Annotated in this window: 20 protein-coding genes and 1 tRNA gene; 18 read left to right on the top strand and 3 right to left on the bottom strand. The window is 76.2% G+C overall.

Annotation, left to right across the window (positions count from 1 at the left end; genetic code table 11):
• Window positions 1–114: 114 nt before the first annotated feature.
• The 9 genes from ACZ45Z_RS04805 to ACZ45Z_RS04765 all read left to right on the top strand — a co-directional run bounded on the left by ACZ45Z_RS04805 (window position 115) and on the right by ACZ45Z_RS04765 (window position 11252).
• Entirely contained in the window at window positions 115–1203 is a 1089-nt protein-coding gene (locus ACZ45Z_RS04805; RefSeq protein ID WP_468356114.1) for a hypothetical protein, read from the top strand.
• A 64-nt stretch (window positions 1204–1267) separates the two neighbouring features.
• The gene (locus ACZ45Z_RS04800) at window positions 1268–2449 is read left to right on the top strand and encodes a glycosyltransferase (RefSeq protein ID WP_468356111.1); all 1182 of its coding nucleotides are present in this window, start codon (window positions 1268–1270) and stop codon (window positions 2447–2449) included.
• Window positions 2446–3945 carry a sugar transferase gene (locus tag ACZ45Z_RS04795; protein ID WP_468356108.1) on the top strand — a complete coding sequence of 500 codons (1500 nt, stop codon included), beginning with the start codon at window positions 2446–2448 and terminating at the stop codon, window positions 3943–3945. The genes ACZ45Z_RS04800 and ACZ45Z_RS04795 overlap by 4 nt, the downstream gene beginning before the upstream one ends.
• Window positions 3942–5309: an O-antigen ligase family protein gene (locus ACZ45Z_RS04790; RefSeq protein WP_468356105.1), complete on the top strand. Its 1368-nt coding sequence runs from the start codon at window positions 3942–3944 to the stop codon at window positions 5307–5309. The genes ACZ45Z_RS04795 and ACZ45Z_RS04790 overlap by 4 nt, the downstream gene beginning before the upstream one ends.
• An 86-nt stretch (window positions 5310–5395) precedes the next feature.
• Window positions 5396–7084, top strand: coding sequence for a lipid II flippase MurJ (locus ACZ45Z_RS04785; RefSeq protein ID WP_468356102.1), 1689 nt, complete (start codon window positions 5396–5398; stop codon window positions 7082–7084).
• Between the two features lie 22 nt (window positions 7085–7106).
• The gene (locus ACZ45Z_RS04780) at window positions 7107–7916 is read left to right on the top strand and encodes a polysaccharide deacetylase family protein (RefSeq protein WP_468356099.1); all 810 of its coding nucleotides are present in this window, start codon (window positions 7107–7109) and stop codon (window positions 7914–7916) included.
• Entirely contained in the window at window positions 7913–9172 is a 1260-nt protein-coding gene (locus ACZ45Z_RS04775) for a glycosyltransferase (RefSeq protein WP_468356095.1), read from the top strand. Before ACZ45Z_RS04780 ends, ACZ45Z_RS04775 begins: the two co-directional genes overlap by 4 nt.
• 5 nt (window positions 9173–9177) lie before the next feature.
• Window positions 9178–9891: a YveK family protein gene (locus tag ACZ45Z_RS04770; protein ID WP_468356092.1), complete on the top strand. Its 714-nt coding sequence runs from the start codon at window positions 9178–9180 to the stop codon at window positions 9889–9891.
• Window positions 9888–11252 carry a GNAT family N-acetyltransferase gene (locus tag ACZ45Z_RS04765; protein WP_468356089.1) on the top strand — a complete coding sequence of 455 codons (1365 nt, stop codon included), beginning with the start codon at window positions 9888–9890 and terminating at the stop codon, window positions 11250–11252. Before ACZ45Z_RS04770 ends, ACZ45Z_RS04765 begins: the two co-directional genes overlap by 4 nt.
• A 68-nt stretch (window positions 11253–11320) precedes the next feature.
• Here the strand turns inward: ACZ45Z_RS04765 and ACZ45Z_RS04760 are convergent, their stop codons facing one another.
• Window positions 11321–12619, bottom strand: coding sequence for a glycoside hydrolase family 26 protein (locus tag ACZ45Z_RS04760; protein ID WP_468356086.1), 1299 nt, complete (start codon window positions 12617–12619; stop codon window positions 11321–11323).
• 152 nt (window positions 12620–12771) lie between these two features.
• Between ACZ45Z_RS04760 and ACZ45Z_RS04755 the strand changes: the two genes are divergently transcribed.
• Both ACZ45Z_RS04755 and ACZ45Z_RS04750 read left to right on the top strand, forming a co-directional pair.
• Window positions 12772–14076: a carboxylate--amine ligase gene (locus tag ACZ45Z_RS04755; protein WP_468356083.1), complete on the top strand. Its 1305-nt coding sequence runs from the start codon at window positions 12772–12774 to the stop codon at window positions 14074–14076.
• Between the two features lie 53 nt (window positions 14077–14129).
• Window positions 14130–15425, top strand: coding sequence for an NAD(P)-binding domain-containing protein (locus ACZ45Z_RS04750; RefSeq protein ID WP_468356080.1), 1296 nt, complete (start codon window positions 14130–14132; stop codon window positions 15423–15425).
• Window positions 15426–15463: 38 nt separating this feature from the next.
• Here the strand turns inward: ACZ45Z_RS04750 and ACZ45Z_RS04745 are convergent, their stop codons facing one another.
• On the bottom strand, window positions 15464–15916 hold the full coding sequence (locus tag ACZ45Z_RS04745) for a hypothetical protein (RefSeq protein WP_468356077.1): 453 nt from the start codon (window positions 15914–15916) through the stop codon (window positions 15464–15466).
• A 245-nt stretch (window positions 15917–16161) separates the two neighbouring features.
• Between ACZ45Z_RS04745 and ACZ45Z_RS04740 the strand changes: the two genes are divergently transcribed.
• Window positions 16162–17604 (top strand): tetratricopeptide repeat protein, encoded by a 1443-nt coding sequence (locus tag ACZ45Z_RS04740; RefSeq protein WP_468356074.1) that lies wholly within the window; start codon window positions 16162–16164, stop codon window positions 17602–17604.
• A 46-nt stretch (window positions 17605–17650) separates the two neighbouring features.
• Here ACZ45Z_RS04740 and ACZ45Z_RS04735 read toward each other — a convergent pair whose 3' ends face one another.
• Complete coding sequence (locus tag ACZ45Z_RS04735) at window positions 17651–18244, bottom strand: histidine phosphatase family protein (RefSeq protein ID WP_468356071.1); 594 nt, start codon at window positions 18242–18244, stop codon at window positions 17651–17653.
• A gap of 214 nt (window positions 18245–18458) precedes the next feature.
• Here ACZ45Z_RS04735 and ACZ45Z_RS04730 point away from each other — a divergent pair, with 214 nt between their 5' ends.
• The 6 genes from ACZ45Z_RS04730 to ACZ45Z_RS04705 all read left to right on the top strand — a co-directional run bounded on the left by ACZ45Z_RS04730 (window position 18459) and on the right by ACZ45Z_RS04705 (window position 24358).
• Entirely contained in the window at window positions 18459–19760 is a 1302-nt protein-coding gene (locus ACZ45Z_RS04730; protein WP_468356068.1) for a hypothetical protein, read from the top strand.
• Window positions 19751–21304, top strand: coding sequence for a hypothetical protein (locus tag ACZ45Z_RS04725; RefSeq protein ID WP_468356066.1), 1554 nt, complete (start codon window positions 19751–19753; stop codon window positions 21302–21304). Before ACZ45Z_RS04730 ends, ACZ45Z_RS04725 begins: the two co-directional genes overlap by 10 nt.
• A gap of 43 nt (window positions 21305–21347) precedes the next feature.
• Window positions 21348–22706 (top strand): AAA domain-containing protein, encoded by a 1359-nt coding sequence (locus ACZ45Z_RS04720; RefSeq protein ID WP_468356063.1) that lies wholly within the window; start codon window positions 21348–21350, stop codon window positions 22704–22706.
• Between the two features lie 190 nt (window positions 22707–22896).
• Window positions 22897–23280: a hypothetical protein gene (locus ACZ45Z_RS04715; RefSeq protein ID WP_468356060.1), complete on the top strand. Its 384-nt coding sequence runs from the start codon at window positions 22897–22899 to the stop codon at window positions 23278–23280.
• A gap of 182 nt (window positions 23281–23462) precedes the next feature.
• On the top strand, window positions 23463–24185 hold the full coding sequence (locus tag ACZ45Z_RS04710) for a bifunctional DNA primase/polymerase (RefSeq protein ID WP_468356057.1): 723 nt from the start codon (window positions 23463–23465) through the stop codon (window positions 24183–24185).
• Between the two features lie 99 nt (window positions 24186–24284).
• Window positions 24285–24358 (top strand) — tRNA-Lys (locus ACZ45Z_RS04705).
• Window positions 24359–24406: the final 48 nt, after the last annotated feature.

Here is a 24406-nt window from a genome sequence, read left to right as displayed (position 1 = left end):
TATTCCGCTGATCGGAATCGCCGTCGGGTCACCCGGCGTGCCTCGCACGATTTCCAACATGCTTTCTGTCAGAGTGCTCTCCGGTTTGACTGATAGAAGTCGGAGAGAGAAGACATGCGGAAGTCGATGGACCTCACCGGGCGCGGCGTCGTGTGCGCCCTCGTGTCCTTGGCATTGTCGGCCACCCTGTCTCCGGCAGCGGCGGCGCCCGCGACCGGAGAATCGGAGCGAATTCCTTTCGCCGAGCGCTACCACGCGACCCAGCACGGCGGCATCACCCGCGCGGCCAACTCCTCGATCACCTGCCGCCCGGTGGGCGGCCCCGAGGACTCCTGCGCGGCGGCCCAGCAGGGCGGCCCGGGCGCCAACGGCCGCTACGAGATGACGTATACGGACATCGACTCCGACCCCAACACCTACAACTCCAGCAGCGCCGACCTGCGGCTCCCGGCCGGCTCCCGGGTGAGTTACGCCCGGCTGTACTGGGGTGGCAACCTCCGGGTCGGCGAGCAGAAGCCGGCCGCCGACAACGGGCGGGTGCTGATCGCCGAGCCCGGCGGCCAGTACAAGCAGGTACTCGCGGACACCATGACCGGGCACCGCATCACACCGGGCACCGACGCCTTCCAGGCGTCGGCGGATGTCACCGCCCTGGTGCGCGACAGCGGTCCGGGCGCGTACACCGTCGCCCAGGTCAATGTGGCGATGGGCCGGTCCCGGGCGGGCGCCTGGGGCGGCTGGACGCTGGTCGTCGCCTACGAGAACGACCGGCAGCCGCTGCGCAAACTCACCCTGTGGGACGGCTTCCAGCCGCTGGACTCGGGCCGCCGGAGCCTCGCGGTGCGGCTGCGGGATCTGCGGATTCCGGAGGGGGCGAGCGGCCGCGCGGGTGTCGTGGCATATGACGGCGACCGGGCCACCGGAAGTAATTCGCTCTCCGTCGCGACCGACCGGCAGACGCCGGTAAGGGTGCTGGATGCCGCCAACCCGGCGAATGATGTGATGAATTCGACCATCACCGATTTCGGCCGCGAGACGGTCCGGCTGCCCGCTTACCGGAACACGCTCGGATTTGATTCCGACGTATTCGACATCACCCCCGCCCTGCGGTCCGGCGGTGACCGTCTCACTTTCCGCTTCGGCACCCGCAGCGAGGGATATGTCCTCGGTGCACTCTTCACACAGACCGAGACCCGGCGCTGAGCGGCATGCCCCGGAAATTCCCGCAGAGAGTTCTGTCAGCTCGGTAAACAGGGGAGCGGTACGCGTGCTGTCGCAAGACGTGCAGTCAGAGGAACGGCCCACGGTTCTCCATGTCTCCCAGCCCGTCGAGGGCGGGGTCGCCCGGGTCGTCGCCGACCTGGCGCGGGCACAAGTGGCGGCCGGGCTGCGGGTGGTGGTGGCCGCGCCGCCCGGTGACGGGCTCCTGCCGGAAGCCGCCGCGGCGGGCGCCGAGGTGACCGAGTGGCCCGCCGACCGCTCCCCCGGCCGGGCGCTGGCCGGCGAGGTGTGGCGGCTGGCCCGCCTGATCCGCCGGACCCGGCCGGACGTCGTCCACGCGCACAGCGCCAAGGCCGGACTCGCCGCCCGGCTGGCCGTACGCGGCCGGCTCCCGACCGTCCACCAGCCGCACGCCTGGTCCTTCGAGGCGGTCGGCTGGCCGATGGCGAGGCTGGCGCTCGGCTGGGAGCGGTACGCGGCGCGCTGGGCGGACCGGGTGCTGTGTGTGAGCGAGGCGGAGCGGCTGCGCGGCGCGGCGGCGGGCGTACCGGCCCGGTGGGCGGTGGTCCGCAACGGAGTGGACCTGAACCACTTCCTCCCCGCACCGGCCGACGAGGCGCCGCGGCACCGGGCCGCGCTCCCCGCCCTGAGCGGCCTGCCGACCGATGCGCCCCTGGTGGTGTGCGTGGGCCGGCTGTGCCGGCAAAAGGGCCAGTCGACGCTGCTGCGCGCGTGGCCCGGCGTCGCCACCGCGGTGCCCGCCGCCCGGCTGGTGCTCGTCGGGGACGGGCCCGACCGGCGGCGCCTGCACGAGGCCACGCCGCCCGGGGTGCTCTTCGCGGGCGCCACCCACGACCCCGCCGCCTGGTACCGCGCGGCGGATGTGGTCGTCCTGCCCTCGCGCTGGGAAGGCATGGCGCTGGCCCCTCTGGAGGCGATGGCCTGCGGCCGCCCGGTGATCGTCAGCGACGTGAGCGGGGCCCGGGAGAGCCTGCCGCCCGGCGCGGCGTCCCGCTGCCTGGTGCCGCCGGACGATCCGGCCGCCCTGGAACGGGCCCTGCGCGGCCTGCTGACCAACCATCAGCTACGCGTGGCGATGGGCCTGCGGGCCCTGGCACACGTGCGGACGACATACGACGTGCGGCGCACGGCGGCAGCGGTCCTGGATCTGTACCGCGAACTGCTCGGCGCGTCGTGCCCCGAGAACAGAGAGCAGATCAGGCGATGACGACGGAGAGCGCGGACGCAACCCATCCCGCCCGGGTCCTGCCCCGGTCCGCGGCGGCCACCCGGCCGGCGACCGCCGCGGTCTATCCGCCCCGCCGGCCGGGGCCCGGCCTGCCGCCACCGGCCGAGCCCCGGCCCGCCGTACGGCACCGGACCACCGCCCCGCTGATGGCCGCCGACTGCCTGGCGACCGCCGGCGCCGCGTTCCTCGTACGGGGCCCGGCCCTGACCCTGGCACTGCTCGGTCCCGCCGTGCTGTGCCTGCTGCTGCTCAACGCCCACGCCGGGCTCTACCGGCCGCGGCTCGCCCCCACCGCGCTCGGCGACCTGCCGGCGCTGCTGGGCCGGGCCGCCGTCTGCTGGTGCGCGGCGGCCTCGGCGCTGGCCGCCGTCGACGCCGCGGCGGCGCTGTCGGTGGGCACGCTGGCGTGCGCGGTGGCGGCGCATGTCGTCCTGGCCGGCGCCGGCCGGGCGGCGGTCTACCGGGCCGGGCGCGGCGCGGCCCGCCGCGCACCGCGCGCCACCCTGATCGTCGGGCCGGAGCAGGCCGGCCGGCAGCTCGCCGCCGCGCTGCACCACCACCCCGAATACGGCATGCGCCCGGTGGGCCTGGTCGTCTTCGGCCCCTGCGCGCCCGCCGCCCGCGAGGCGGAGCCGGACGAGGCCGAGCCGCCGCTGCCGCGCCTGACCTCGACCGAGGACGTCACCCGGGCCGTCATCCAGAACACCGTGCGGGACGCGGTGTTCACGCTGCCACCGGCCGCCGACCCGCAGACCGCGGCGCTGGTGCGGCGCCTGACCGACCAGGGGTCGCAGGTGTGGCTGGCGGGCGCCGCGGCCGGGCACCATCCGGCGGGCCGCGGCACCGAGCACCTGTGGGGCTTCTCCTGCCGGCGCCTGGACACCCGCGCGCCCCGCCACGGCGGCCCGGGCAAGCGGGCTTTGGACCTCGCGCTGGCCGCGGCGGCGCTCGCGGTGACCGCCCCGGTGCTGCTGGGCTGCGCGCTGGCCGTACGGCTCGCCGACGGCCCCGGGGTGATCTTCCGGCAGGAACGTATCGGGCGGCACGGGCGGCCCTTCACCCTGCTGAAGTTCCGCACCCTGCGGCCCAGCGACGCGCACGAGGCGGCGACGCGGTGGAGCGTGGCGGACGACGGGCGGATGAGCGCGGTGGGTCGGCTGCTGCGGCGGACCTCGCTCGATGAGCTGCCGCAGCTCTGGAACGTGCTGCGCGGCGACATGAGCCTGGTCGGACCGCGCCCCGAACGCCCCTTCTTCGTCCAGCAGTTCAGTCAGAGCTACCCCGAATACGGCGCCCGGCACCGGATGCCGGTGGGCATCACGGGCCTGGCGCAGGTGCACGGGCTGCGCGGCGACACCTCCATCGAGGACCGGGCGCGCTTCGACAACCTCTACATCGACAGTTGGTCGCTGTGGCAGGACATCCTGATCCTGCTGCGCACCGCCGCCTCACTGTTCCGGCTGGAGGGCAGGTGAGCGCCGGCGCACCACCTGCCGTGCTGTCCGGGCCGTGGCGCCCGGCCGGCCTGGCGCGGACGCTGAGCGCGCGGTACGCGCCGCTCCTCCCGGCGCTCGCCACCGTCCTGCTGCTGTGCGCGCCGGCCGACCGCGGCGATGTCGCGGTCGAGAAGGTCACTCCGGCCGACGCGGCCTCCGCCGTACTGGTGCTGTGCTGTGCGCTGCGGCTGCTGCTGCGGCGCGCCCGGCCGCTGAACCGTACGGCCGCGCTCGTACTGGGCGCGCCCCTGGTGGGCTGCGCGGTGGCCACCGCCGCCTCGGGCGACCCGATGGCGAGCCTGCCGGGATTCGTCCGAGCCCTCCAGATCTTCGTGCTGGTGCCGGCCGCGCTGGTGCTGACGCTGCGCGACGCCCGGGACTTCCGGGTGGTGGCCGGGTCGGTGGTGGTGCTCGCGCTGGTGCAGGGCGCGATCGGCGTGGCGCAGTACGTCACCGGTACGGGCGCCTCGTACATGGGGCAGAACATCCGCGCGGTCGGCACGTTCGGGCCGCTGGACGTCATGGGGATGGCCACCGTCGTCGGCTACGGCCTGGTGGCCGCACTCGCCCTGGCCCTCGCGCCGGACGCCGGCGCGCCCCGGTGGGTGCGGCCGGCCGCCCTGGGCAGCGCGGCCGCGCTGGTGGTGCCGCTCGCGGTGTCCTTCAGCCGGGGTGCCTGGATCGCCACGGCGGTGGCCGCCGTGGCCGTCCTGCTGCTGGCCGGGCCGCGGAAGGCCCTGGGCGCGCTGGCGGTGGTGACCGCGGCGGCGGTGCTGCTGGTGGGCGGCGCCGGGGTGGGTTCGCGGATGATCAGCGAGCGGGTCACCAGCATCACCGCGGTCTCCGACGCCCCGGACCGGTCGGTCACCGACCGGTACGCGCTGTGGGCGGCGGCGGCCGGTATGTGGCGCGACGCCCCGCTGACCGGCGTCGGCCTCAAGGGCTTCGCCGCCCACCGCGACGGGCACGCCCCGCTCGGACTGTCCTCCGGCGGTGACACCGCGGGCGCCGGACACGCCTTCCGGCGCGAGCCGTTGCTCTCCCCCCACAACATGTATCTGCTGGTCCTCAGCGAGCAGGGCCTGATCGGGCTCACGGCGCTGGCGGGGAGTTGGGCGGCGCTGCTGGTGTGCGCGCTGCGCCGGCTGCCCGCGGCCCGGCGCGTCGGCCGGAGCGCCGACTGCGGGCTGGTCGCGGCCGGCCTGCTGATCTGGCAGCTCGTCGATTTACTGTACTCCGACACCGGAGGCGCCTCGACGGTGCTGACGGCGGTGCTGTTCGGACTGGTCGGCTGGTGGGCGCTGGCGTCGCCGGAGCCCGGCGGCGGGGCGGCGGCGCGGTGAGCGGGCCGCCGGCGCGGACGCGGGCCCGGTGGCGGGCGGCGCCCGCAACGCTGCCCGCCCCCGCTTCCGTGCCCGTATCCCCGCCCGTGTCCGTGCCCGCGCCGGCGGGCCCGGCAGCCCCGGCGGGCCCCGACGGCGGCGGCCCGCCCGGCCGCTTCCTGGCCCGCGCGGCGGGGGTCACCGCGCTGCTCACCGCGGCCGGTTCGCTGTGCGGGCTGCTGCGGGACCAGACACTCGCCCACCTCTTCGGCGCCGGCCGCGACACCGACGCGTTCCTGGTGGCGTGGACGGTGCCCGAGATGGCGGCCACGCTGCTGATCGAGGACGCCATGGCGCTGCTGCTGATCCCGGCGTTCAGCCTGGCCCTCTCGGCCCGGGCGGCGCGCGCGGGCGGCCCGCCCGGGGCGTCCGCCGACGGCCGGGACCCCGTGGCGGCCCTGCTGAGCGCCACCTTCCCCCGGCTGCTGGGCGCCCTGACCGCCGGTGCCGCGCTGCTCGCGCTCGGCGCTCCCCTGCTGGTACGGATCCTGGCACCGGGGCTCGCCGATCCGGGCCCGGCCGTCGACTGCACCCGGCTGACCGCGCTGAGCGTCCTGACCTTCGGCGTGGCCGGCTACTTCAGCGCCGTGCTGCGCGCCCACCGCAGCTTCGTGCCGCCCGCCGCGATCTACGTCGCCTACAACCTCTGCATCATCGGCACGACGCTGGTCCTGCACTCCCTGTGGGGCGTGCGGGCGGCCGCGGCCGGGGTCGCGCTCGGCGGCGCCGCCATGGCAGTCGTCCAACTCCCCGCCTTCCTACGGAAGTTGCCGCCCCGCGGCGAACGGCGGCGGGTGCTCCCGGCCGCCCCCGGGCGGGCGGCGTCGCTGGGCTTCGGGCTGCTGGCGCCCGTGGCCTGCTTCGCGCTCGGCCGGCAGGCCCAGGTCCTCATCGAGCGGTTCCTGGCCTCCTCCCTGCCGGCCGGCGCGATCTCGCATCTGAACTACGCGCAGAAGGTCGCGCAGATGCCCATGCTCTTCTCCCTGATGCTGTGCACCGTCACCTTCCCCGTGGTGGCCCGCGCGCTCGCCGACGGCCAGGCGGACCGGGCCCGGCGGCGGGTCGAGCGCGATCTGACGCTGGCGGGCCTGGTGGTGCTGCTGGGCGCCGCGTACGTCATCGCCTGCGCGCCGCAGATCGTCGCCCTGCTCTTCCAGCGCGGCGCGTTCACCGCCGCGGACACCGCCGCCACCGCCTCGGTGATGCGGGTGTACGCGCTCGGCCTGCTCGGCCACAGCCTGGTCGGCGCCCTCATCCGGCCGTTCTTCTCCGCCGCCCGGCCCACCTGGTACCCGGCCGCCGCGATGGCGACCGGGCTGCTGATCACCGTCGTCGCCGGGCTGTTCGCGGTCCGCTGGTGGGGCGTGCACGGCATCGCGGCCGCCAACGCCGCCGGCATCACGGCCACCGCTGCGCTGCTGCTGCACGGCCTGGGCACCCGGGTCGTCGCCATCGAGGTGCGCCGGGTCGCCGGCGGGCTGGGCCGGCTGGTGGTGGCGGCCGCCGCGGCCGCCACCGTGGGCGGACCGGTCGCCGCCCTGCTCTCCCCGGCGCCGGCCGGTGCGGTGGCCGGCGCGGTGCTGGTACCCGCCGTCTTCGCCGTCACCGCCGTCGCCGTGCGGGCCCCGGAGGTCCGCCGGCTGGCCGCCGGCGCCCGGCGCCTGGCCCCGTGGACCGCCCGCCCCCGCACCACCGCCCGCCCGCCCCTCCCCGCAGATCCGCCGGACACCCCCTAGCCACCGCCCGAAGGAACGCCACATGCCCCTCGCCCCGGCGCCTCTCCGCGCCACCGCAACCGTCCCCACCGCCCGCCGCGCCCGCAACACCCCGCCGTGGGTGCTGATGTACCACTCGGTCGCCGACGTCACCGAGGACCCGTACCACGTCACCGTCTCCCCCGACCGCCTGCACCGGCAGTTGCGCTGGCTGCGCGGGCGCGGGCTGCGCGGCGTCGCCGTCGGCGAGCTGCTGCGCGCCCGCGCCGCCGGCCGGTCCGCCGGCCTGGTCGGTCTGACCTTCGACGACGGCTACGCCGACTTCCTCACCGACGCGCTGCCCATCCTGCGCCGCCACGAGTGCACCGCCACGGTGTTCGTCCTGCCCGGCAGGTCCGGCGGCGACAACGCCTGGGACCCGCTGGGCCCCCGCAAGCCCCTGCTGACCGCGGACGGCATCCGCGCCGTCGCCGGAGCCGGTCTGGAGATCGGCTCCCACGGGCTGCTGCACCGGGACCTGACCCGCGTCGACGACGAGACGCTGGAGCGGGAGACCGCGGGCAGCCGGACGCTGCTCGGCGAGCTGACCGGGCGCGCCCCGGACGGCTTCTGCTACCCCTACGGCACGCTCGACGCGCGGGTGGCGGCGGCGGTCCGCGCGGCCGGCTACGGCTACGCCTGCGCCATCGACCCCGGCCCACTGACCGGGCAGTACGCCCTGCCCCGCGTCCACATCGGCGCCTCCGACACCTCCTGGCGCCTGCACCTCAAGCGCGCGCTGCACCCGCTGCGCCGCCGCCCGCTGCCCGTCGACGAGGCCGTGCCGACCGCTGCCGCCGGGGGCCCTCGGTGAGAGTTCTGCACATCATCACCGGCCTCGAAGTCGGCGGCGCGGAGCAGCAGCTACGGCTGATGCTGCGTCACCTACCGGTGTCCTGCGAGGTGATCACCCTCACCAACCCGGGCCCGGTCGCCGAGGCCATCGAGGCCGACGGCACCCCGGTCACCGACCTGGGCATGAAGGGCAACCGCGACCTGGCCGCCCTGCCCCGCCTGGTCCGGCTCATCCGCGGCGGCCGCTACGACCTGGTGCACACCCACCTCTACCGCGCCTGCGTCTACGGCCGGCTCGCCGCCCGGCTGGCCGGCGTCCGGGCCGTGGTCGCCACCGAGCACTCGCTCGGTGACGCGGTGATCGAGGGCCGCCGGCTGACCCGCGGCGTCCGCGCGCTCTACCGGGCCACCGAGCGCCTGGGATCGGCCACGGTCGCCGTCTCGGAGACCGTCGCCGCCCGGCTGGGCCGCTGGGGAGTGCCCGAGCGGCGGATCCAGGTCGTGCCCAACGGCATCGAGGCGCACCGCTTCGCGTACGACCCGGCCGCCCGCGCCGCCACCCGCGCCCGCCTGGGCGTGCCCGCCGACGCCTTCGTCGTCGGCGGCGTCGGCCGGCTGGTACCCGGCAAACGCTTCGACGTACTGGTCCGCGCGGTGGCCCAGCTCTCCGGCGTCCACCTGCTGCTCGCCGGCGAGGGGCCGGAGCGCGGGACGCTGCGGCGGATGGCCGAGCAGTACGGCGCCGCCGACCGCGTCCACCTGCTGGGCGAGCGCGGCGGCGTGGCCGGCCCGCCGCCCGCCGGCGCACCGGCCGACGACACCGACATCCCCGGTCTGCTGGCGGCGATGGACGTCTTCGTCTCGCCGTCCTCGGAGGAGGCGTTCGGCCTGGCCGTCCTGGAGGCGCTCGCCGCCGGGCTGCACGTCCTGTACGACAGTTGCCCGGCGGTCGACGAACTGCCCGCCGACCAGGCACCCGGCGCCCGCCGCTTCCGCCCCGGCGCCCAGGAACTGACCACCGCCCTCGCCGAGTTGCGGCGCACCGGCCCCGGACGGCTGCCCGTACCGCCGGTGGTGGAGCGCTACGACATCGCCCGCAGCGCCGAGTCCCTGACGTCCGTCTACGAACGGGCCCTGGGCCGGGCGCCGCAGGCCGCCGCGCCCCGGACACCGCCGCGCGGCGCGCCCGCCGCGGGGCCGGCCCGGCCGCAGGTGTCACTGCCCGATCCGTCCCCGTCCCCGTCCCCGAGCAACCAGTCCTTGTCTAAGAGGTGAACGACGTGCTGAGCACCACTGTGGCCGAGACCGTGGGAGAACGATCCCCGGCGCCCGCCCGGCGCGCGCGCCGGATGAGTGCCCGGCTGCGCGCGCGGCTGCGCCGGCTGCCCCCGTGGTGGCCGCTGCCGCTGTGCGCGCTGCTGGGGACGGTCGGCGGCGCGACCTACGGTCTGACGCAGCCGCCGCAGTACGCCGCGACCAGCTATGTCGTGGTCGTCCCCGCCGAACACGCCGACCCCGCCGGCACCCTGGGCTTCGCGCAGGCTTTCGGGCGGCTCGCCGACAGCGGGGCGGTACTCGCCGACGCCCACCGCGTCTCGGGGCTGCCGCTCGAAGCGCTGCGCGGCAAGGTCCGCGCGACGACCTCGCCGGACGCCCCGATGATCGAGATCACCGGCACCGCGGCGGTCCCGCGCGCCTCGGCCGACGTCGCCAACGCGGTGGCCCGCTCGCTGACCCGGACCGGCAACGACACCGCCGCCCGGACCGGCACCAAGCTGCTGGTGTTCGCGCAGGCGTCCGCACCCGACGCCCCGATCGCCCCGTCGGTACCGGTCGCCACCGCGGTGGGGGGCTGCGCGGGCGGCCTGCTGGGCGGCCTGCTGCTGCTCGTACGGCCCCGGGAGCGGCGCGCGGCGGCCGGTGCGGCGGCGGGCCGGGCCCCGGCACAGGGCGGGCCGGCGCCGTCTCCCGCGGTCCGAGGACGGGTGCGATGACGGAGCGCCGGACACCGTCCGCCGCCGCCGTTCCCGGCCCCGCCCGGCCCGCGGCGGCGGACCGGGTTCCGTCCGCCGCCGCCATCCCCGGCCCCACCCGGCCCCCGGAAGCCACGGACCGGGCCCTGCCCGCCTCCGCCATCCCCGGGCCGACCCGGCCCCCGGAAGCGACGGACCGGCCCCTGTCTTCCGGGCTGCCCCGGCCGGCCGGTCCGGTGGAGCCGGCCGCACTGTCGGCGACCCTCTGCCGCGATCCGCTGCGGTTTGCCGCGCTGGCCGGCGAGTGGCGGGCGCTGCACCGCCGCTGCCGGACCGCCACCCCCTTCCAGAGCCACGCCTGGCTGCACTCCTGGTGGCTGTCGTACGGCGTCCCCGGGCGGCTGCGGGTGGTGCTGGTGCGCCGCGCGGGCCGGCTGGTCGGGGCGGCGCCGCTGATGCTGACGTACCGCCCGTTCCCGGTGCTCAGGCCGCTCGGCGGCAGCATCTCCGACTTCTGCGACGTGCTGCTGGACGACTCGTGCGCCGAGGCCGCGGCCGAGGCGCTGGCCGGGTTCCTGTACCGGACGGCCCGCGGCACCCTGATCGACCTGCGCGAGGTGCGCCCCGGCGCCGCGGCCGAGCGGTTGCGCGCGGCGTGGCCGGGCCCGCACCGCACGCTCGCCGACTCGGTGTGCCTGGAGCTGCCCGGCGTGCCGATGGAGGACCTCCTGGCGCGGCTGAGCGGCGCCCGCGCCCGCCGGGTGCGGGCCACGCTGCGCCGGCTCGACGCGCTGGGCATCGAGGAGCGCGCGGTGCCCGCGCCCGAGGTGCCCGCCGCGGTGACGAACCTGCTGCGCCTGCACGGCCTCCAGTGGCGGGGCCGGGGCGTGACACGCGAGCATCTGCGGCCGCGGTTCGCCGCGCATCTGGTGCGCGCCACCCGGGAGATGGTCGCCCGCGGTGAGGCGGTCCTGACCGAGTACCGGATGGACGGCACGGTGATGGCCGCCGACCTCATGCTGCTCTCCGCGGACCTGGCCGGCGGGTACCTGTGCGGCGCCGACCCCGAACTGCGGGCCAGGAAGGTCGACATCACCACGATGCTGATGCGCCACGACGCCCGGCATGTGGTCGGCACCGGCCGCGGCACGCTCAGCCTGCTGCGCGGCACCGAGCCGTACAAGCAGCGCTGGCGTCCGGAGCGGGTGACCAGCCGGCGGCTGCTGCTGTCCCGCCGCGCCCTGGCCCCGGTGCTGCGCCTGTACGCGGCGCGGGTGGCCGGCCGGTCGCTGGCGGCCGGGGCGCTCCGCCGGCGGCTGACGTCGCCGCGGGGGGTGCGGGTCCGGCTGAACGCCTGGCGGGCGAAGGGGGCGGGCGGGTGAGGAGCCACCGGTACGCGGCCGGCGCCGGCCGACCGGGCGGGCCGCCGCCGGGACCCCCCGGGCGCCGCCTAGGGCGAGCCGAAGGCCCTGCTCAGCAGCCGCTGGACCACGTCGAACCGGACGCACAACTGACGCACCCCGAACATCGAGGCGAACCGCTCCCCGAGGTCGATCGGCAGGCAGTTCCGCCCGTTCGCCGCCGGGGGCGGGGACGTCGGGCTCCCGGGCGTGGGCTGGGGCCCGCTCGGCGAGGGCGTCGGGATGGCCGGGACCGTGGGGAGGGCCGGGGGCTCGGGCACGTCGAAGAGCGCGGAGCGGTACGCCCGGGAGGAGCGCGGGTTCTCCCGGCACTGCCAGACGCCGTGCGGGCAGTAGTCCGTGATCGTCTGGTAGAGCGGCTTGTGGATCTTCATCCAGGCCAGCATGTGCCGGATGAATTCCGCGTTGTCGCCGTTGCGGAACAGGCCCCACTCGGGATAGGAGATCTGCTTTTTGTGCGCGGCCGCGAAATCGACCTGGTGCTGGAGTCCGTACGGCTCGCGGATCATTTCGTCGAACGTCTCGCCGGCCGGCTGGTCGTAGGAATCCATGCCGATGATGTCCACGACGTCGTCGCCCGGGTAGCACTTCGTCCAGCCGATGGCGTCCCGTCCGCGGTTCGGCGTGAAATCGAAGCGGAATTTCTGGCCGGGCACCGCGCGCATCGCGCGGACGATACGCCGCCAGTACGTCCTCCACGCCTGCGGATCGGGCGCGCACCGGTGGGTGTAGGTGACGCCGTTCATTTCCCAGCCGAGGGTGATCACCGTGTCCGGGACGCCCTGTTCGACCAGGTGCCGGGCCAGCGCGGTGAAATGGGCGTCGAATTGGCCGTCCGCGGCCTTCCCCAGGAGCCCGCGCACCTCGGAGTCCGACAGCCCCGCCTCGTTGCGCTCCATCATCGGGACGTTCAGGACGAACATCCGGTCGGCCGCGCCGCGCTTCCACCGCGCCCACGGGCGGAGGAACTCCGGCCGCCCCTCGATGTTCGCCCAGCGGTCGCCGGGCAGGTAGGTGTGGCCGACCCGGATGTCCGTGCCGCCCAGCCACTTCTCCAGCTCGGCCAGCCGCCGTACGCCTGCCTCGCCGGACCCCAGGAACGCGCCCAGGGTCGGCACCGCGGGGAACTCGACCACCGGCACCGGCGGCACGTTCCCCGCGGGCGGTGCGGGGGCGGCGGGTCCCGGGGAGACGGCGGCCGGGCCGCGGTTGCGTCCGTCCGTGCCGCCCGCGCGGTCGGGTGCGGGTACGGCGGTGCAGGAGGCGAGCAGGCCGATGGTGATCGCCCCGATAGCGGTGCCCGCCGACCTCCGGCTTCGCTGGGACATGGTGACTCCTTCGGGGACGCCCGCTGTTCGGCGTACTGCTCCCATTACGGTAATCAGAAGATCCCCAAAAAGGGCCGTAGGAATGCCTTCTGATAGCCCATTAGCGATTTCCTTCCCCCGCACGGTCCATCGAAGTGAAGGACGTAAAGTTCATGCCCTTGTTCGACACCGAGGTGCCCGTTCTGCTGCTGCGGCTCGATCCCAATCCCTTTCACCATGGCACACTGGGCGCGGTCAGATCGCTGGGGCGGGCGGGAATCGAAGTCCATGCCGTCGTCGAATCGGCGCGCGGCCCGGTGGCCCGGTCCCGATATCTGCACCGGGCCCATGAACTCCCCGCCGGGCGGCAGGCCGAGGCCGCGCTGCTGGAATTGCTGCGCGCCGTCTCCGAACGCATCGGCAGGCCCGCCGTACTCATCCCCATGGACGACCGGGGCGCGATCGTCGCGGCCCGGCTCGCGGACCGGCTGGTGGACCGCTTCCTGCTCCCCGCGCAACCCGCCGGCCTGCCCGAACGCGTCGCCGACAAGGCCGAACTCGCCCGCCTGTGCCGGGAGCTGGACCTGCCGCACCCGGCGACGTCCCTGCCCGGCAGTGCCCGGGAGGCCGCCGCCGCGGCCACCGAACTCGGGCTGCCGGTGGTCGCCAAGTGGAGCCGCCCCTGGCTGCTGGCGCCCGCCACCGGACTGCGCAGCACCACGCTGGTGCGGACACCCGACGACGCCCGCCGGCTGTTCGACCTCACCGAACGCGCCGGCAGCCCGCTGCTGCTCCAGCGCCGGCTGCCCGGCGGCCCGGACACCGACTGGTTCTTCCACGGCTGTTTCACCCGCGGCGACGCCTGCCTGATCGGCGGAGCGGGCCGCAAGGAACGCGCCTGGCCGCCGGGCGCCGGCCTGACGGCGGTCGGCCGCTGGCTGCCCAACGACCAGGTGGAGCGGGCGTCGGTGCGGCTGGCCCGGCATCTGGGCTACCGCGGCATCCTCGACCTCGACTTCCGCCGCGACGCCCGCGGCCGCTACCACCTGCTCGACTTCAACCCCCGGCCCGGCGCGCAGTTCCGGCTGTTCACCGACGCCTCGGGACTCGACGTGGTCCGCGCGCTGCACCTGGACCTGACGGGCCGTACGGTGCCCGGCCGGTGCGGAGCGCCGGGGCGGCTCTTCCGCGCCGAGAACTACGCCCTGCTGTCCGCCGCCGCCACCGCCTTCACCCGGCGGCCGCGGACCACCGCTCCCGCCCCCGCCGCGCCCGCCCCCACGGGGCCGCACCGGGGGGTGGAGCGGGCGTGGTTCGCCGCCGACGATCCGCTGCCGTTCCTGGCGATGACCGCCTCGTGGCTGCGCCGCGGCGTCCGCAAGGGCGCGCTCCGGATGCGCACCGCCGCACCGGAAGCCACCCCGTCCCCGGCCCGCCCGGTGCCCGCGCACCGCGTCGGCGCCCCCCAACAGCCTTGACCGCCGCGGGCGGCGACGGTCCGTCCGCACGAAGAGAAAGAGCAGGAACTCCCATGTATGACCTCGTGGTGGTGGGCGCCGGCCCTTACGGACTCTCGATCGCCGCGCACGCGGCCGCGGCCGGGCTGCGCCTGCGGGTGCTGGGCCGGCCGATGGCGTCGTGGCGCGACCACATGCCCGGCGGCATGTACCTGAAATCCGAGCCGTGGGCCTCCAACCTGTCGGCCCCCGGCGCCGGCCACACCCTGGCGGACTACTGCGCCGCCCATCAGGTGACCGCACGGCACGGCGTCCCGCTGCCCATCGGCACCTTCACCGCGTACGGCAGATGGTTCGGGGAGCGGGCGGTGCCGCCGGTGGAGGAGGTCACGGTCACCTCGGTACGCCCCGAAGGCGACACCTTCCGGGTCGCGACCGACACCGGGGAGAACATCGCGACCCGGACGGTGGCGCTCGCCGTCGGCGTGATGCCGTTCACCCACCGCCCCGGACCGCTGCGCGGCCTCTCCCCGCGACTGGCCTCGCACAGCAGCGACCACCGCGATCTGAGCCGCTTCGCCGGCCAGGACGTCACGGTGATCGGCTCCGGTCAGGCCGCCCTGGAGACGGCGACGCTGCTCGCCGAGGAGGGCGCCCGGGTCCGCGTCGTCGCCCGCGCCGGCCGGCTGAACTGGAACACCCCGCCGCAGCCGCTGGAGCGCGGCCCGCTGCGCTCCCTGCGCGACCCGCACTGCGGCCTGGGCACCGGATGGCCGAGCTGGGTGTGGTCGGAGATCCCCTGGGCGGTGCGCCGGCTGCCCGCCTCGGCCCGGACCCGTATCGCCCGGACCGCGCTGGGCCCGGCCGGCGCCTGGTGGCTGCGCGAGCGCTTCGAGCCGGCCGTACCGGTCCTGCTGGGCCACCGGATCCGCGCCGCGGCCGCCCATGACGACGGCGTACGGCTCGAACTCACCCGTACGGATGGCGGCACCGAGACGGTGGATACCCAGCACGTGGTCGCCGCGACCGGCTTCAACACCGACCTGGGGCGGCTGCGCCTGCTCGACCCGCGGTTGCGCGGCGCGCTGCGGACGGTGGGCGGCAGCCGCGCGCCCGAGGTCGGCCCCGGCTTCGAGTCGTCCTGGCCCGGCCTGTTCTTCGCCGGGCTGCTGACCGCGCCGTCGTTCGGCCCGTCGATGCGGTTCGTGTACGGCGCGACCTTCACGGCGGAGCGGACGCTGCGCGGTCTGCGGCGGCGGCTGGGCGACCACCGCGGCACCCTCGCCATCCCGCGCCCGGCCCGCGACGGCGCCCCGGCCGTCCCGGGCCCGACGGAACCGCAGGCCCCGGCCGGGGAGCGCGCGCTGTAGCGCTCCCGTCAGGGACCGCCGCGGGCGCGGCGGTCCCTCTATCGGCAGCGGTCGACGGCCTCGATGGTGCGGGCCGCCTCGCCGAGCGCCGCGCGCAGGACGACGGGGTCGGTGGCGTCGGCGAACGCGCCCTCGGGGGGCACCAGCCAGCCCGTGCCGGTCACCGGCGGCTCGATGAGCGTGCCCTCGCCGCCGCACAGCGCCCCCATGGCCACCCCGCGCCCGTAGGTCTGCGTGCAGGCGCTGCCCGGCACGTCCCAGCCGTCGGCCGTGCCCGCCGGCACCAGGAAGCCGAGGGTGTGGCAGGCGCCGTCGTGCAGCACCGGGCCGACGCCGTCCCGCAGGCGGAGGATGTCGACGGCTTCCAGGCCCTGCCGGGCGGGCACCGTGACGAGGTCACAGGCCCGCGCGGGGTCCGCCGGCACGCCGCGGTCCCGGTCGGCGGCCGCTTCCGCGCAATCCTTGACGCCCCTGCTCACGGTCTCCCACACGGGGAACCCCTCCTCATGCACACGCCGCACCCTTTACACCGTGTTCAACGGCGCGGGGCGTCAACAGCTACGGCGGCGTACCGCTGCAAAGGATGGCAGTTCATGGCGGATCACGGGGGAGATATCCGGTTTGTAGCCAAACTCTGTGTATCGAGTCCGTCACAGACGGTACGGTCGTCCCGCCGCACCGCCAGGAGCGGCACCGCCATCAAGATGGCACGGATTGGGCACGGAGAGGGTCCGCCATGGCGTCGCAACCAGCAAGATCAGCGTCGTCCCGCACCGTGGCCGCCCGCCCGAACACCGCCTTCCGGCAGCTTCGCGGCCGGCTGTCACCAGGCGAGTTCGCGGCGGCGGTCCGACGGTCCGCCCGTGAGATCGGCGAGCAGGTCTCGTGCGACGCCCGCTATGTGGGCCGCGTCGAGTCCGGCGAGATCCGGTGTCCGAACTACGCCTATGAACGGGTGTTCCGGCACATGTTCCCCGGGCTGACGCTGCCGGACATGGGCTTCGCACCACGCGAGACGGTACGCGGACGGGGGGCGCGTACGGCGGCGGTCAGCGCCGCGCCCCTGGCAACCGAACCCGACCACCGCGATACCCGTATCCAGATCTGCGAGGAGAGCGACGTGCTGCGTCGCGCGTTCATCACCGGCGGCCCGGCGGCCGCCCTGGGCCTGACCGCCCTGTATCCCGGCCCGACGGCCGCTTCCGCCGCCGTCCCCGGCCCGCGCGCTCCTGGGGGCGGCCGGGCCGGCGCCACCGAGGCCGCCGCGGTGGAGGAGGCCGTGCGCCGCATCCGGCTGCTGGACGACCGGCACGGCGCCGAGGGCCTCTACCGGCGCGCAGCGCAGCCGCTGCGCGCCGCCTACGACCTGCTGGACGCCGACGTCCAGCGCCGCTCGGTATCCGACCGGCTGCACTCCGGAGCGGGCGAACTCGCCATCTCCGTCGGCTGGTTGGCCCACGACTCCGCCCGCTTCGACGACGCCCGCTCGCACTACGCCGAGGCGCTGGCCACCGCCCGGGTCTGCGGCGACGCGGCCCTGGAGGCGCACGCCTTCTGCAACACCGCCTTCCTCGCCCGCGACGCCGGGCGCCCGCGCGAGGCGGTGCGCGCCGCCCAGGCCGCGCAGCAGGCCGCCAGACATCTCGGCTCGCCGCGGCTGCTGTCGCTGCTCGCGCTGCGCGAGGCGGGCGGCTGGGCGGGCCTGGCGGACCGGGCGGGCTGCGAGCAGGCGCTGGCGCGGGCCCACCGGCTGTTCGCCGCCGGACCGTCGGACAACGACCCGGAGTGGATGAGTTTCTACGGCGAGGCCGAGCTGGCGGGCCTGGAGGCGCAGTGCTGGTCGGCCTTGGGCGAGCGGCGCCGGGCGGCCGAGCACGCCCGCCGGGCGGTGGCGCTCCAGGACCCGCACTTCACGCGCAACATCGCCCTGTTCACCGCGGAACTCGCGGGCGATCTCGCGGGCAGCGGCGCGCCGGAGGAGGCCGCCGAGGCCGGCTCGCGGGTGCTGGAGCTGCTGGAGCGGGTCCGCTCGGCGCGGATCCGGGCGATGCTGGACGCGACGGCCGGCGCCCTGCGGCCGTACGCCGCGCACGCCGGCGTCGCGGAGTTCCTGGCCCGGCACACGGCGTCGGCGCGGGCGTCCGGACGGCAGGGCCCGGCGGGCCGGACGCTGATCTGACGGCGGGTCCGCGCCCCCGGAGCCGCACCGGTCCCGGGGGCGGGGCTCAGCCCAGGTGGCCGGTGTCGTTCCAGCGCTCGATGGCGGGCTCCCCGTAGGCCCAGCCGAGCACCGACAGGGAGGTCGGCTCCAGGCGGATGCGCGCCCCGAAGGAGATGTCCAGGCCCAGCCAGCGGGCACCGAGGGCGCGCAGGACGTGGCCGTGCGCGAAGACCAGCACATCGCGGTCGGCGGAGCGGGCCCAGGCGATGACCTCGTCGGTCCGGGCGGAGACCTCCGCGAGGGTCTCGCCCTCGGGGACGCCGTCGCGCCAGATGAGCCAGTCCGGCCGGCCGGCCTTGATCTCGGCCGGGGTCAGGCCCTCGTACGCGCCGTAGTCGACCTCCATCAGCGCGTCCCAGTCCCGCGCCCGGTCGCCGAAGCCGGCCAGTTCGCAGGTCTCCTTGGCGCGTACCAGGGGGCTGGTGCGGACCTCGACACCGGGCAGGCCGTTCCAGGGGGCGCGGTGCAGCCGCTCGCCCAGCAGCTCGGCGCCGCGGCGGCCCTCATCCAGCAGCGGGATGTCGGTCCGTCCGGTGTGCCTGCCGGAACGGGACCACTCCGTCTGCCCGTGCCGGGCCAGGAGAATGCGCGGTGCCATGGGTCGTACCTCTCGCCGGTCTCCCGGCTTCCTCGTCGCTCGTGCGGGCGGTTCACGCGGGCGGCGCCTGCGCGGACCGCGGATCTCCCATCATCGCGCACCTGGTCGATTCCGCCGTGGTCGGGGACCGGGGGGACCTCGGGGCCCGGGCGGCGGGCGCCGGCCCGGCAGGTAACCGCCCCGGTTGTCAGTGCCGGATGCGAGACTTCCGCGGGTGAACGTCTCCCGCGACAGCCGATCCGCGGCGGCCGCCCCGCAGCCGGGGCAGCCGGCGCCCGCTTCGAGCCTGCGCAAGCGGCTCGCCGAGCTGCGCGGGCCCGGTGTGCGGCCGCGTGCGCTCGACGCCCGCGCGCTCGCCGCGCTGGCCGCCAACCCGGGCTGCCGGCGCCGCGCGCTGCTGGACGGCGCGGGCATCGACAAGGCCGCGCTGGCCCTGGCGCTGGGTTCGCCCGCGTCCTACGGCCAGTCCCAGTTCGCGCTCGTGCGCGGCAACGCCTTCGAAGCGCGGGTGAAGGCCGACGGCGGCGCCGACCTGCTGCGGCTGCTGCACGAGCGGCTGCGTGCGGGCGCCGCGCCACCCGAGGGCGACGGCGTCGCCGTCCCGGACCTGTCCGCGGCCGGGCCCGAGGGGCGCGCGGCCCGTACGGCACTGGCGCTGCGCGAGGCGACGGCGGCCGGCGGCTGGGCCCTGCTCGACCATCCGATGCTGGCCGTGGAGGTGGCCGGCTCGCCCGCCTATCTGGAGCCGGACGCGGTCGTGGTGCATCCGGACGGCGGCTGGACGGTCGTGGAGATCAAGTCGTTCCCGATGATCGACGGGGTGGCGGACGCCGCGAAGGTGGGCGCGGCGGCCCGGCAGGCGGCGGTGTACGTCCTGGCCCTGGAGAGCGTCGCCGGACATGTCGCCGCGCACACCGGCCGCGAGGTCTTCGTCCGCGACCGGGTGCTGCAGGTCTGCCCGAAGGACTTCTCCAACATCCCCACCGCCGCGGCCGTCGACGTCCGCAAGCAGCTCGCGACGACCCGGCGGCAACTGGCCCGGCTCACCCGCGTCGAGGAGATCGCCGCCGCCCTGCCCGAGCGGACCACGTTCGACCTGCGGCCGGCGGACGACGGCACGCCGACCCGGCCGCCCGAGGAGCTGGCGCGGGCGGTGGAGGCGGTCGGCGCGGCGTACGCACCGGAGTGCCTGGCCGCCTGCGAGCTGGCCTTCCACTGCCGGGGGCGGGCGCGCGAGGAGGGCGCGGTGGAGGCGCTGGGGCGGGGGGTGCGGGGCGAGCTGGGCGGTCTGCGCACCGTCGGGGAGGTCCTCGCGGCGGCCCGTGGGGTGCCGGGGCCGCGTACGGAGGAGGACGGGCCCGGCGGGGACGGGCCGGGCGAGGACGGGCCCGGCGGTGTGCACGGCTGTGCCCAGGATCCGGCCGTGGAGGCGTTGCGCCGGGCCGCGGCCCTGCGCGCCGAGGCGCTGGCGTCGTCCGCCGCGGCGGACCGGCGGGAGGAGCGGGAATGTCGCTGATGGGGACGCTGGCCAGGATGGAGGCGGTGGCGGCCGGCCGCGCCCGGCCGCTGGCCACGGTGCGCCACCGCCATCTGTCCCGGCGGCCGCTGGTCTTCGTGCCGCTGACCACCGCGGGCGAGGCCGGCGCCCCGCTGGGCGCGCTGGTCGGCACCGACCGGGAGAAGCCACAGTTGCTGGTCGTCCCGCAGCCGCGCGACCGCGATCTGCGGTTCGCCTTCCTCGCCGAGCTCGCCGAGTCGGTGCTGCCGTACGTGGAGGGCTTCGCCGAGGGCGTGGAGTGGGAGGAGCGCAAGGAGACCGATCCGCAGACCGGCAAGAAGGTCACGGTCCAGGTCGAACTGTGCGCGGACGCACCCCAGTTGATCGTGCCGAGCGCGGCCGGAATCGACTTCGTACGGCTGCTGGGGCGCTCGATGCGGTTCCGGCGGACCGCCGAGCAGGAGCCGGAGGCCCCGTATCCGGCGCCGCCGCAGGTACCGCTGCTGGGCCGCTGGTTCACTCATCTGGGTGAGCGGGCGCGGGTGCCGGGCGCCTGCCTGCTGCTGCCGATGACCGGACTGCTGACGCGGCACTGGGCGACCGGCCAGAGCGTGCTGGAGGACCAGCACCTGGGCGCGCTGCTCGCCTGGATCGATCCCCCGCCGGGCGTTTCCGGGCGGGCCGCCGCCGAGGTCGCGGAGTCGGCGCGTGACGCGGACGGGCAACTGCGGTGCCCGCCGGCCGGCCCCGCCACGGACCCGGCCTTCGACAACCGGCTGCTGGCCCCCGCGATGGCCCGCTACGACGCTCGGCTGCCCGGCGCCGAGGACGAGGTCCGCCGGCTCGTCGAAGGACAACTGCGGCCGACCTGGGAGGCGGTGTGGCACGGCGTCGATCTGCTGCGCGGCCTTCCCGAGGGCGCGCGGGTCGCCGACCGCTGGAAGCGCGACCGCTGGTCCTACACCGCGCACCGCGACCGGGTGCGGGCCGGGGAGCCGCCGCAGCCCAAGCGGGACGACGCCGTCACCGCCGCGCGCAAGCTGGCCTCCCGGGAGGCCGCGCAGGCCCAACTGGACGCGCAGGAGGCGCTCGACGACCCGCTGGTGATGGCGGGGCGCCGGCTGGCCGGTGAGGCGCTGGAGGGCAGCGTCACCGCCGTCGAGATGGCGTACTCCGAGGGCAAGCGGCCCATGCCCCGGCCGCTGGTCACGCTGCGGACGGCCGACCGCCCGCAGCTCGCCGAGCGCGCCAGGCTCTACCGCCCGCTGGCGGACGGCCGGGCCCAGACCGCCGAGTTCGTCGCGTACACCGGGCCGGAGCCGGGCGGGCTGGTGGTGCGGCTGACGGGCGGGATGGGGCGCGCCAGGACACCCGAGCCCGGTTCGGTGCCGGAGCCGGGTGACACGGTCTGCTGGACGCTGTTCGAACACGCCCCGCGCGGCGGCCCGGAGCTGCCCGAGCCCGAGGACACCCCTTGGACGCACGGCGGCCCCCCGGCCACCGCCGGCGAGGGCGCGCCCGCGGACGCCCCCGATCCCGTCACCGCGGAGGACTTCCTGTGACCCCTCTCCCGCACCGCCCGTCCGCCCGCCGGGCGGTCGCCCGATGACGGCGGCTCAGCAGGCGCCCGGCACGGCGCCGTTCGACCCGTCGGCGGCGGCCGCCGCCGCGACGGACGCGATCGTGCGCGACACGCTGCACGGCGACCGGCGCGGGGTGGTCGTGGACTCCCCGCCGGGCGCCGGCAAGTCCACCCTGGTCGTCCGGGCGGCCCGCGAACTGGCCGCCGCCGGGCGCCCGTTGATGGTCGTCGCGCAGACCAACGCCCAGGTCGACGATCTCGTCCTGCGGATCGCGGCGAAGGACCCGGAGCTGCCGGTCGGCCGGCTGCACAGCAGCGAGCCCGGCGCGTTCGACCCGGCTCTGGCGGAGCTGCCCTCGGTCGTGACGTCCGCGAAGGCCGCCGATCTGGCCGGCCTGGACATCGTCGTCTCGACGGCCGCGAAGTGGGCCTACACCAAGGTCGACGAGCCGTGGGGGCACGCCATCGTGGACGAGGCGTATCAGATGCGCTCCGACGCGCTGCTGTCCGTCGCCGGGCTCTTCGAGCGGGCGCTGTTCGTCGGCGACCCCGGACAGCTCGATCCGTTCAGCGTGGTCGGCGCGGAGCAGTGGGCCGGGCTGTCCTACGACCCGTCGGCGAGCGCGGTGTCCACCCTCCTGGCCCACAATCCGGACCTGCCGCAGCACCGGCTGCCGGTGTCCTGGCGGCTGCCCGCCTCGGCCGCGCCACTGGTCTCCGACGCGTTCTACCCGTACACCCGTTTCCGCAGCGGCACCGGCCACGGCGACCGGCGGCTGGCGTTCGCGGTGGCCGGGGACGGCTCGGCGGTGGACCGCGTGGTGGACGAGGCCGCCGAGTCCGGTTGGGGCCTGCTGGAACTGCCCGCCCGGCACACGCCGCGTACGGACCCCGAGGCGGTGCGCGCGGTGGCCTGGGTGGTGCGCCGCATGCTGGACCGGGGCGGCGCCGCGACCAGTGAGAACTCCCCCGATCCGGCGCCGCTGACCGCCGCCCGGATCGCGGTCGGCACCGCCCACCGCGACCAGGCCGCGGCGGTCCGGGCCGCGCTGGCCGAGCTGGGCGTGGGCGGCGTCGCGGTGGACACCGCCAACCGTCTCCAGGGCCGCGAGTTCGACGTCACGGTCGTGCTGCACCCGCTCTCCGGCCGCCCCGACGCCACGGCCTTCCACCTGGAAACCGGCCGCCTGTGCGTGCTCGCCTCCCGCCACCGCCACGCCTGCGTCGTCGTCTGCCGGGCGGGCGTCGCGGACCTGCTGGACGAACACCCCTCGACCGAGCCCGTCCAGCTCAGCGTCACCGTGAAGTTCCCCGACGGCTGGGAGGCCAACCACGCGGTCCTGGCCCATCTGTCGGAGCACCGGGTGGTGTGGCGGCCGTGAGCCGCCCGGCCTGTCGGCCCGGGCGGGACGGCGCCGCTCACCGTCCCGCCCGGGCCGCCCTCCGGCTCCCCGGAAAGGGACATGCCGGGCGTGAGCCGAACCGGTCGTGAAGGGGGGCGCGCGAGGGACCGGGGCCTACTTGCGCGAGGCGGGACAATGGAATGCGGCACACGATCCTGGAGGTACGTACATGTCCGAGCCGCGACCGGCTCCCGATCCCCGCGGTACGGCGCCCGGGCCGCGGCGCAGGAAACCCGCGCCGCTGCTGTTCGAGCCGCCGGAGGCCGCAGCCGACCCCGAGCACTTCTTCGACCTGGAGTCGATCGACGATCCGCGGGCGCTGCTCAGCCGCGCCACGGAGCTGGCCCTGGCCTTCCGCGCGGCGGCCGACCGCGCGACGGAGTTCCAGGCGCTGGCGGCGGCCCAGCTCACCGATCCCAAGCACTTCGACCGGCTGCCGCTGTCCGTGCTCGCGGAGCGGGCGGAATGGAGCGAGGACTACGCGCAGCGGATGGTGGAGTTCGGCCGCAGCCTGATGCGGGAGGGTGGCCCCCGGCCCGGCGACGGGACCTGAGCACGACACCGGGAAGGCGCCGCCCGCCTCTCGTGTCACACACGCCCCGCTACGGCTCATGGTCCACAACCATGAGCCGTTGGCATATGCGGGGGAGGGAAGATACCCCTCACCGGCCCGCCCCGTCCCGGTTTCCGCCAATCAACGGAAGCGGAACGCGTCGAATCGGTAGACCTGTCCCCATGAGCGACTGGCTGCCTGACACTCCCCGGACCCTGGCCTTTCCCACCTCGGCGTACGTCACCCTCGCCGGCGCCGACTGGCTCGCCTCCGCCAGCCCTCATCCGCGCGCCGTGCACGCCCTGTGGGCCGCGCACCCGTCCGCCCCGAGCGTGCTGCCGTGCGGCACCGCCTTCGACGTGATCAACGCCCCGGTGCTCTTCGGGCGCCGCATGGTGGACCGCTTGTGGTCCGCGGGGCCCGGCTCCGGGCCGGTGGCGTCCCACCGCGGCCGGATCCTCCTCTTCGCGGCCCCCGGCACCGCCCAGCGGCTGCCCGCGCTGCTCGACTGGGTGGGGGCGCCCCCGACGAGGTCGGGCGGCGAGTGGGGCACCACCGTGCCGCCGCTGCTGTGCCACGGCAGGGGCGACGCGGTGACCATCCCGCCGCTGCGCCCCCGGCCGGGTCGGCCGGGAGCCGCCGACGGCCCGGACGCGGCCGCCGAGGACGCCGCGGCCCCGGCCGCCTCCCGCTGGCTGGTGGCGCCGGACGTCCGCAGCCCGTGGCTGCCCGGCCCCGAGGTGCTGCTCTGGGCCTGTGTGCGCGCCGCCCGCGCGGCGGCCGGCGATCCGGAGGCCGAGGCGGGCCCGGACGCGGCCACGGCGACGCGCCCCGCCCCGGACATCAGCGCGGACCCCGGCGAAGGCGCAGCTCAGCGCCCCATCGCGGCCCTGGCCTCGCCCTGACACCGCCCCCTCTCCCGCCGGCCGCGCCCCCACCCCGCGCTGGGAAAAACCGATTTTTGCCGTCCCCGATCAGGGTGCTAATGTTTTCCCCGTCAGCAGGCGCCGCTAGCTCAGTTGGTTAGAGCAGCTGACTCTTAATCAGCGGGTCCGGGGTTCGAGTCCCTGGCGGCGCACAGACAGTCGAAGGCCCTCACCTCGGTGGGGGCCTTCGTCGTTGTCCG

It is taken from the genome of Streptomyces sp. NPDC031210 (assembly GCF_055570395.1).
The sequence above is the reverse complement of the archived record's forward strand: the minus strand, read 5'-3'. Positions and strand labels throughout refer to the sequence as shown.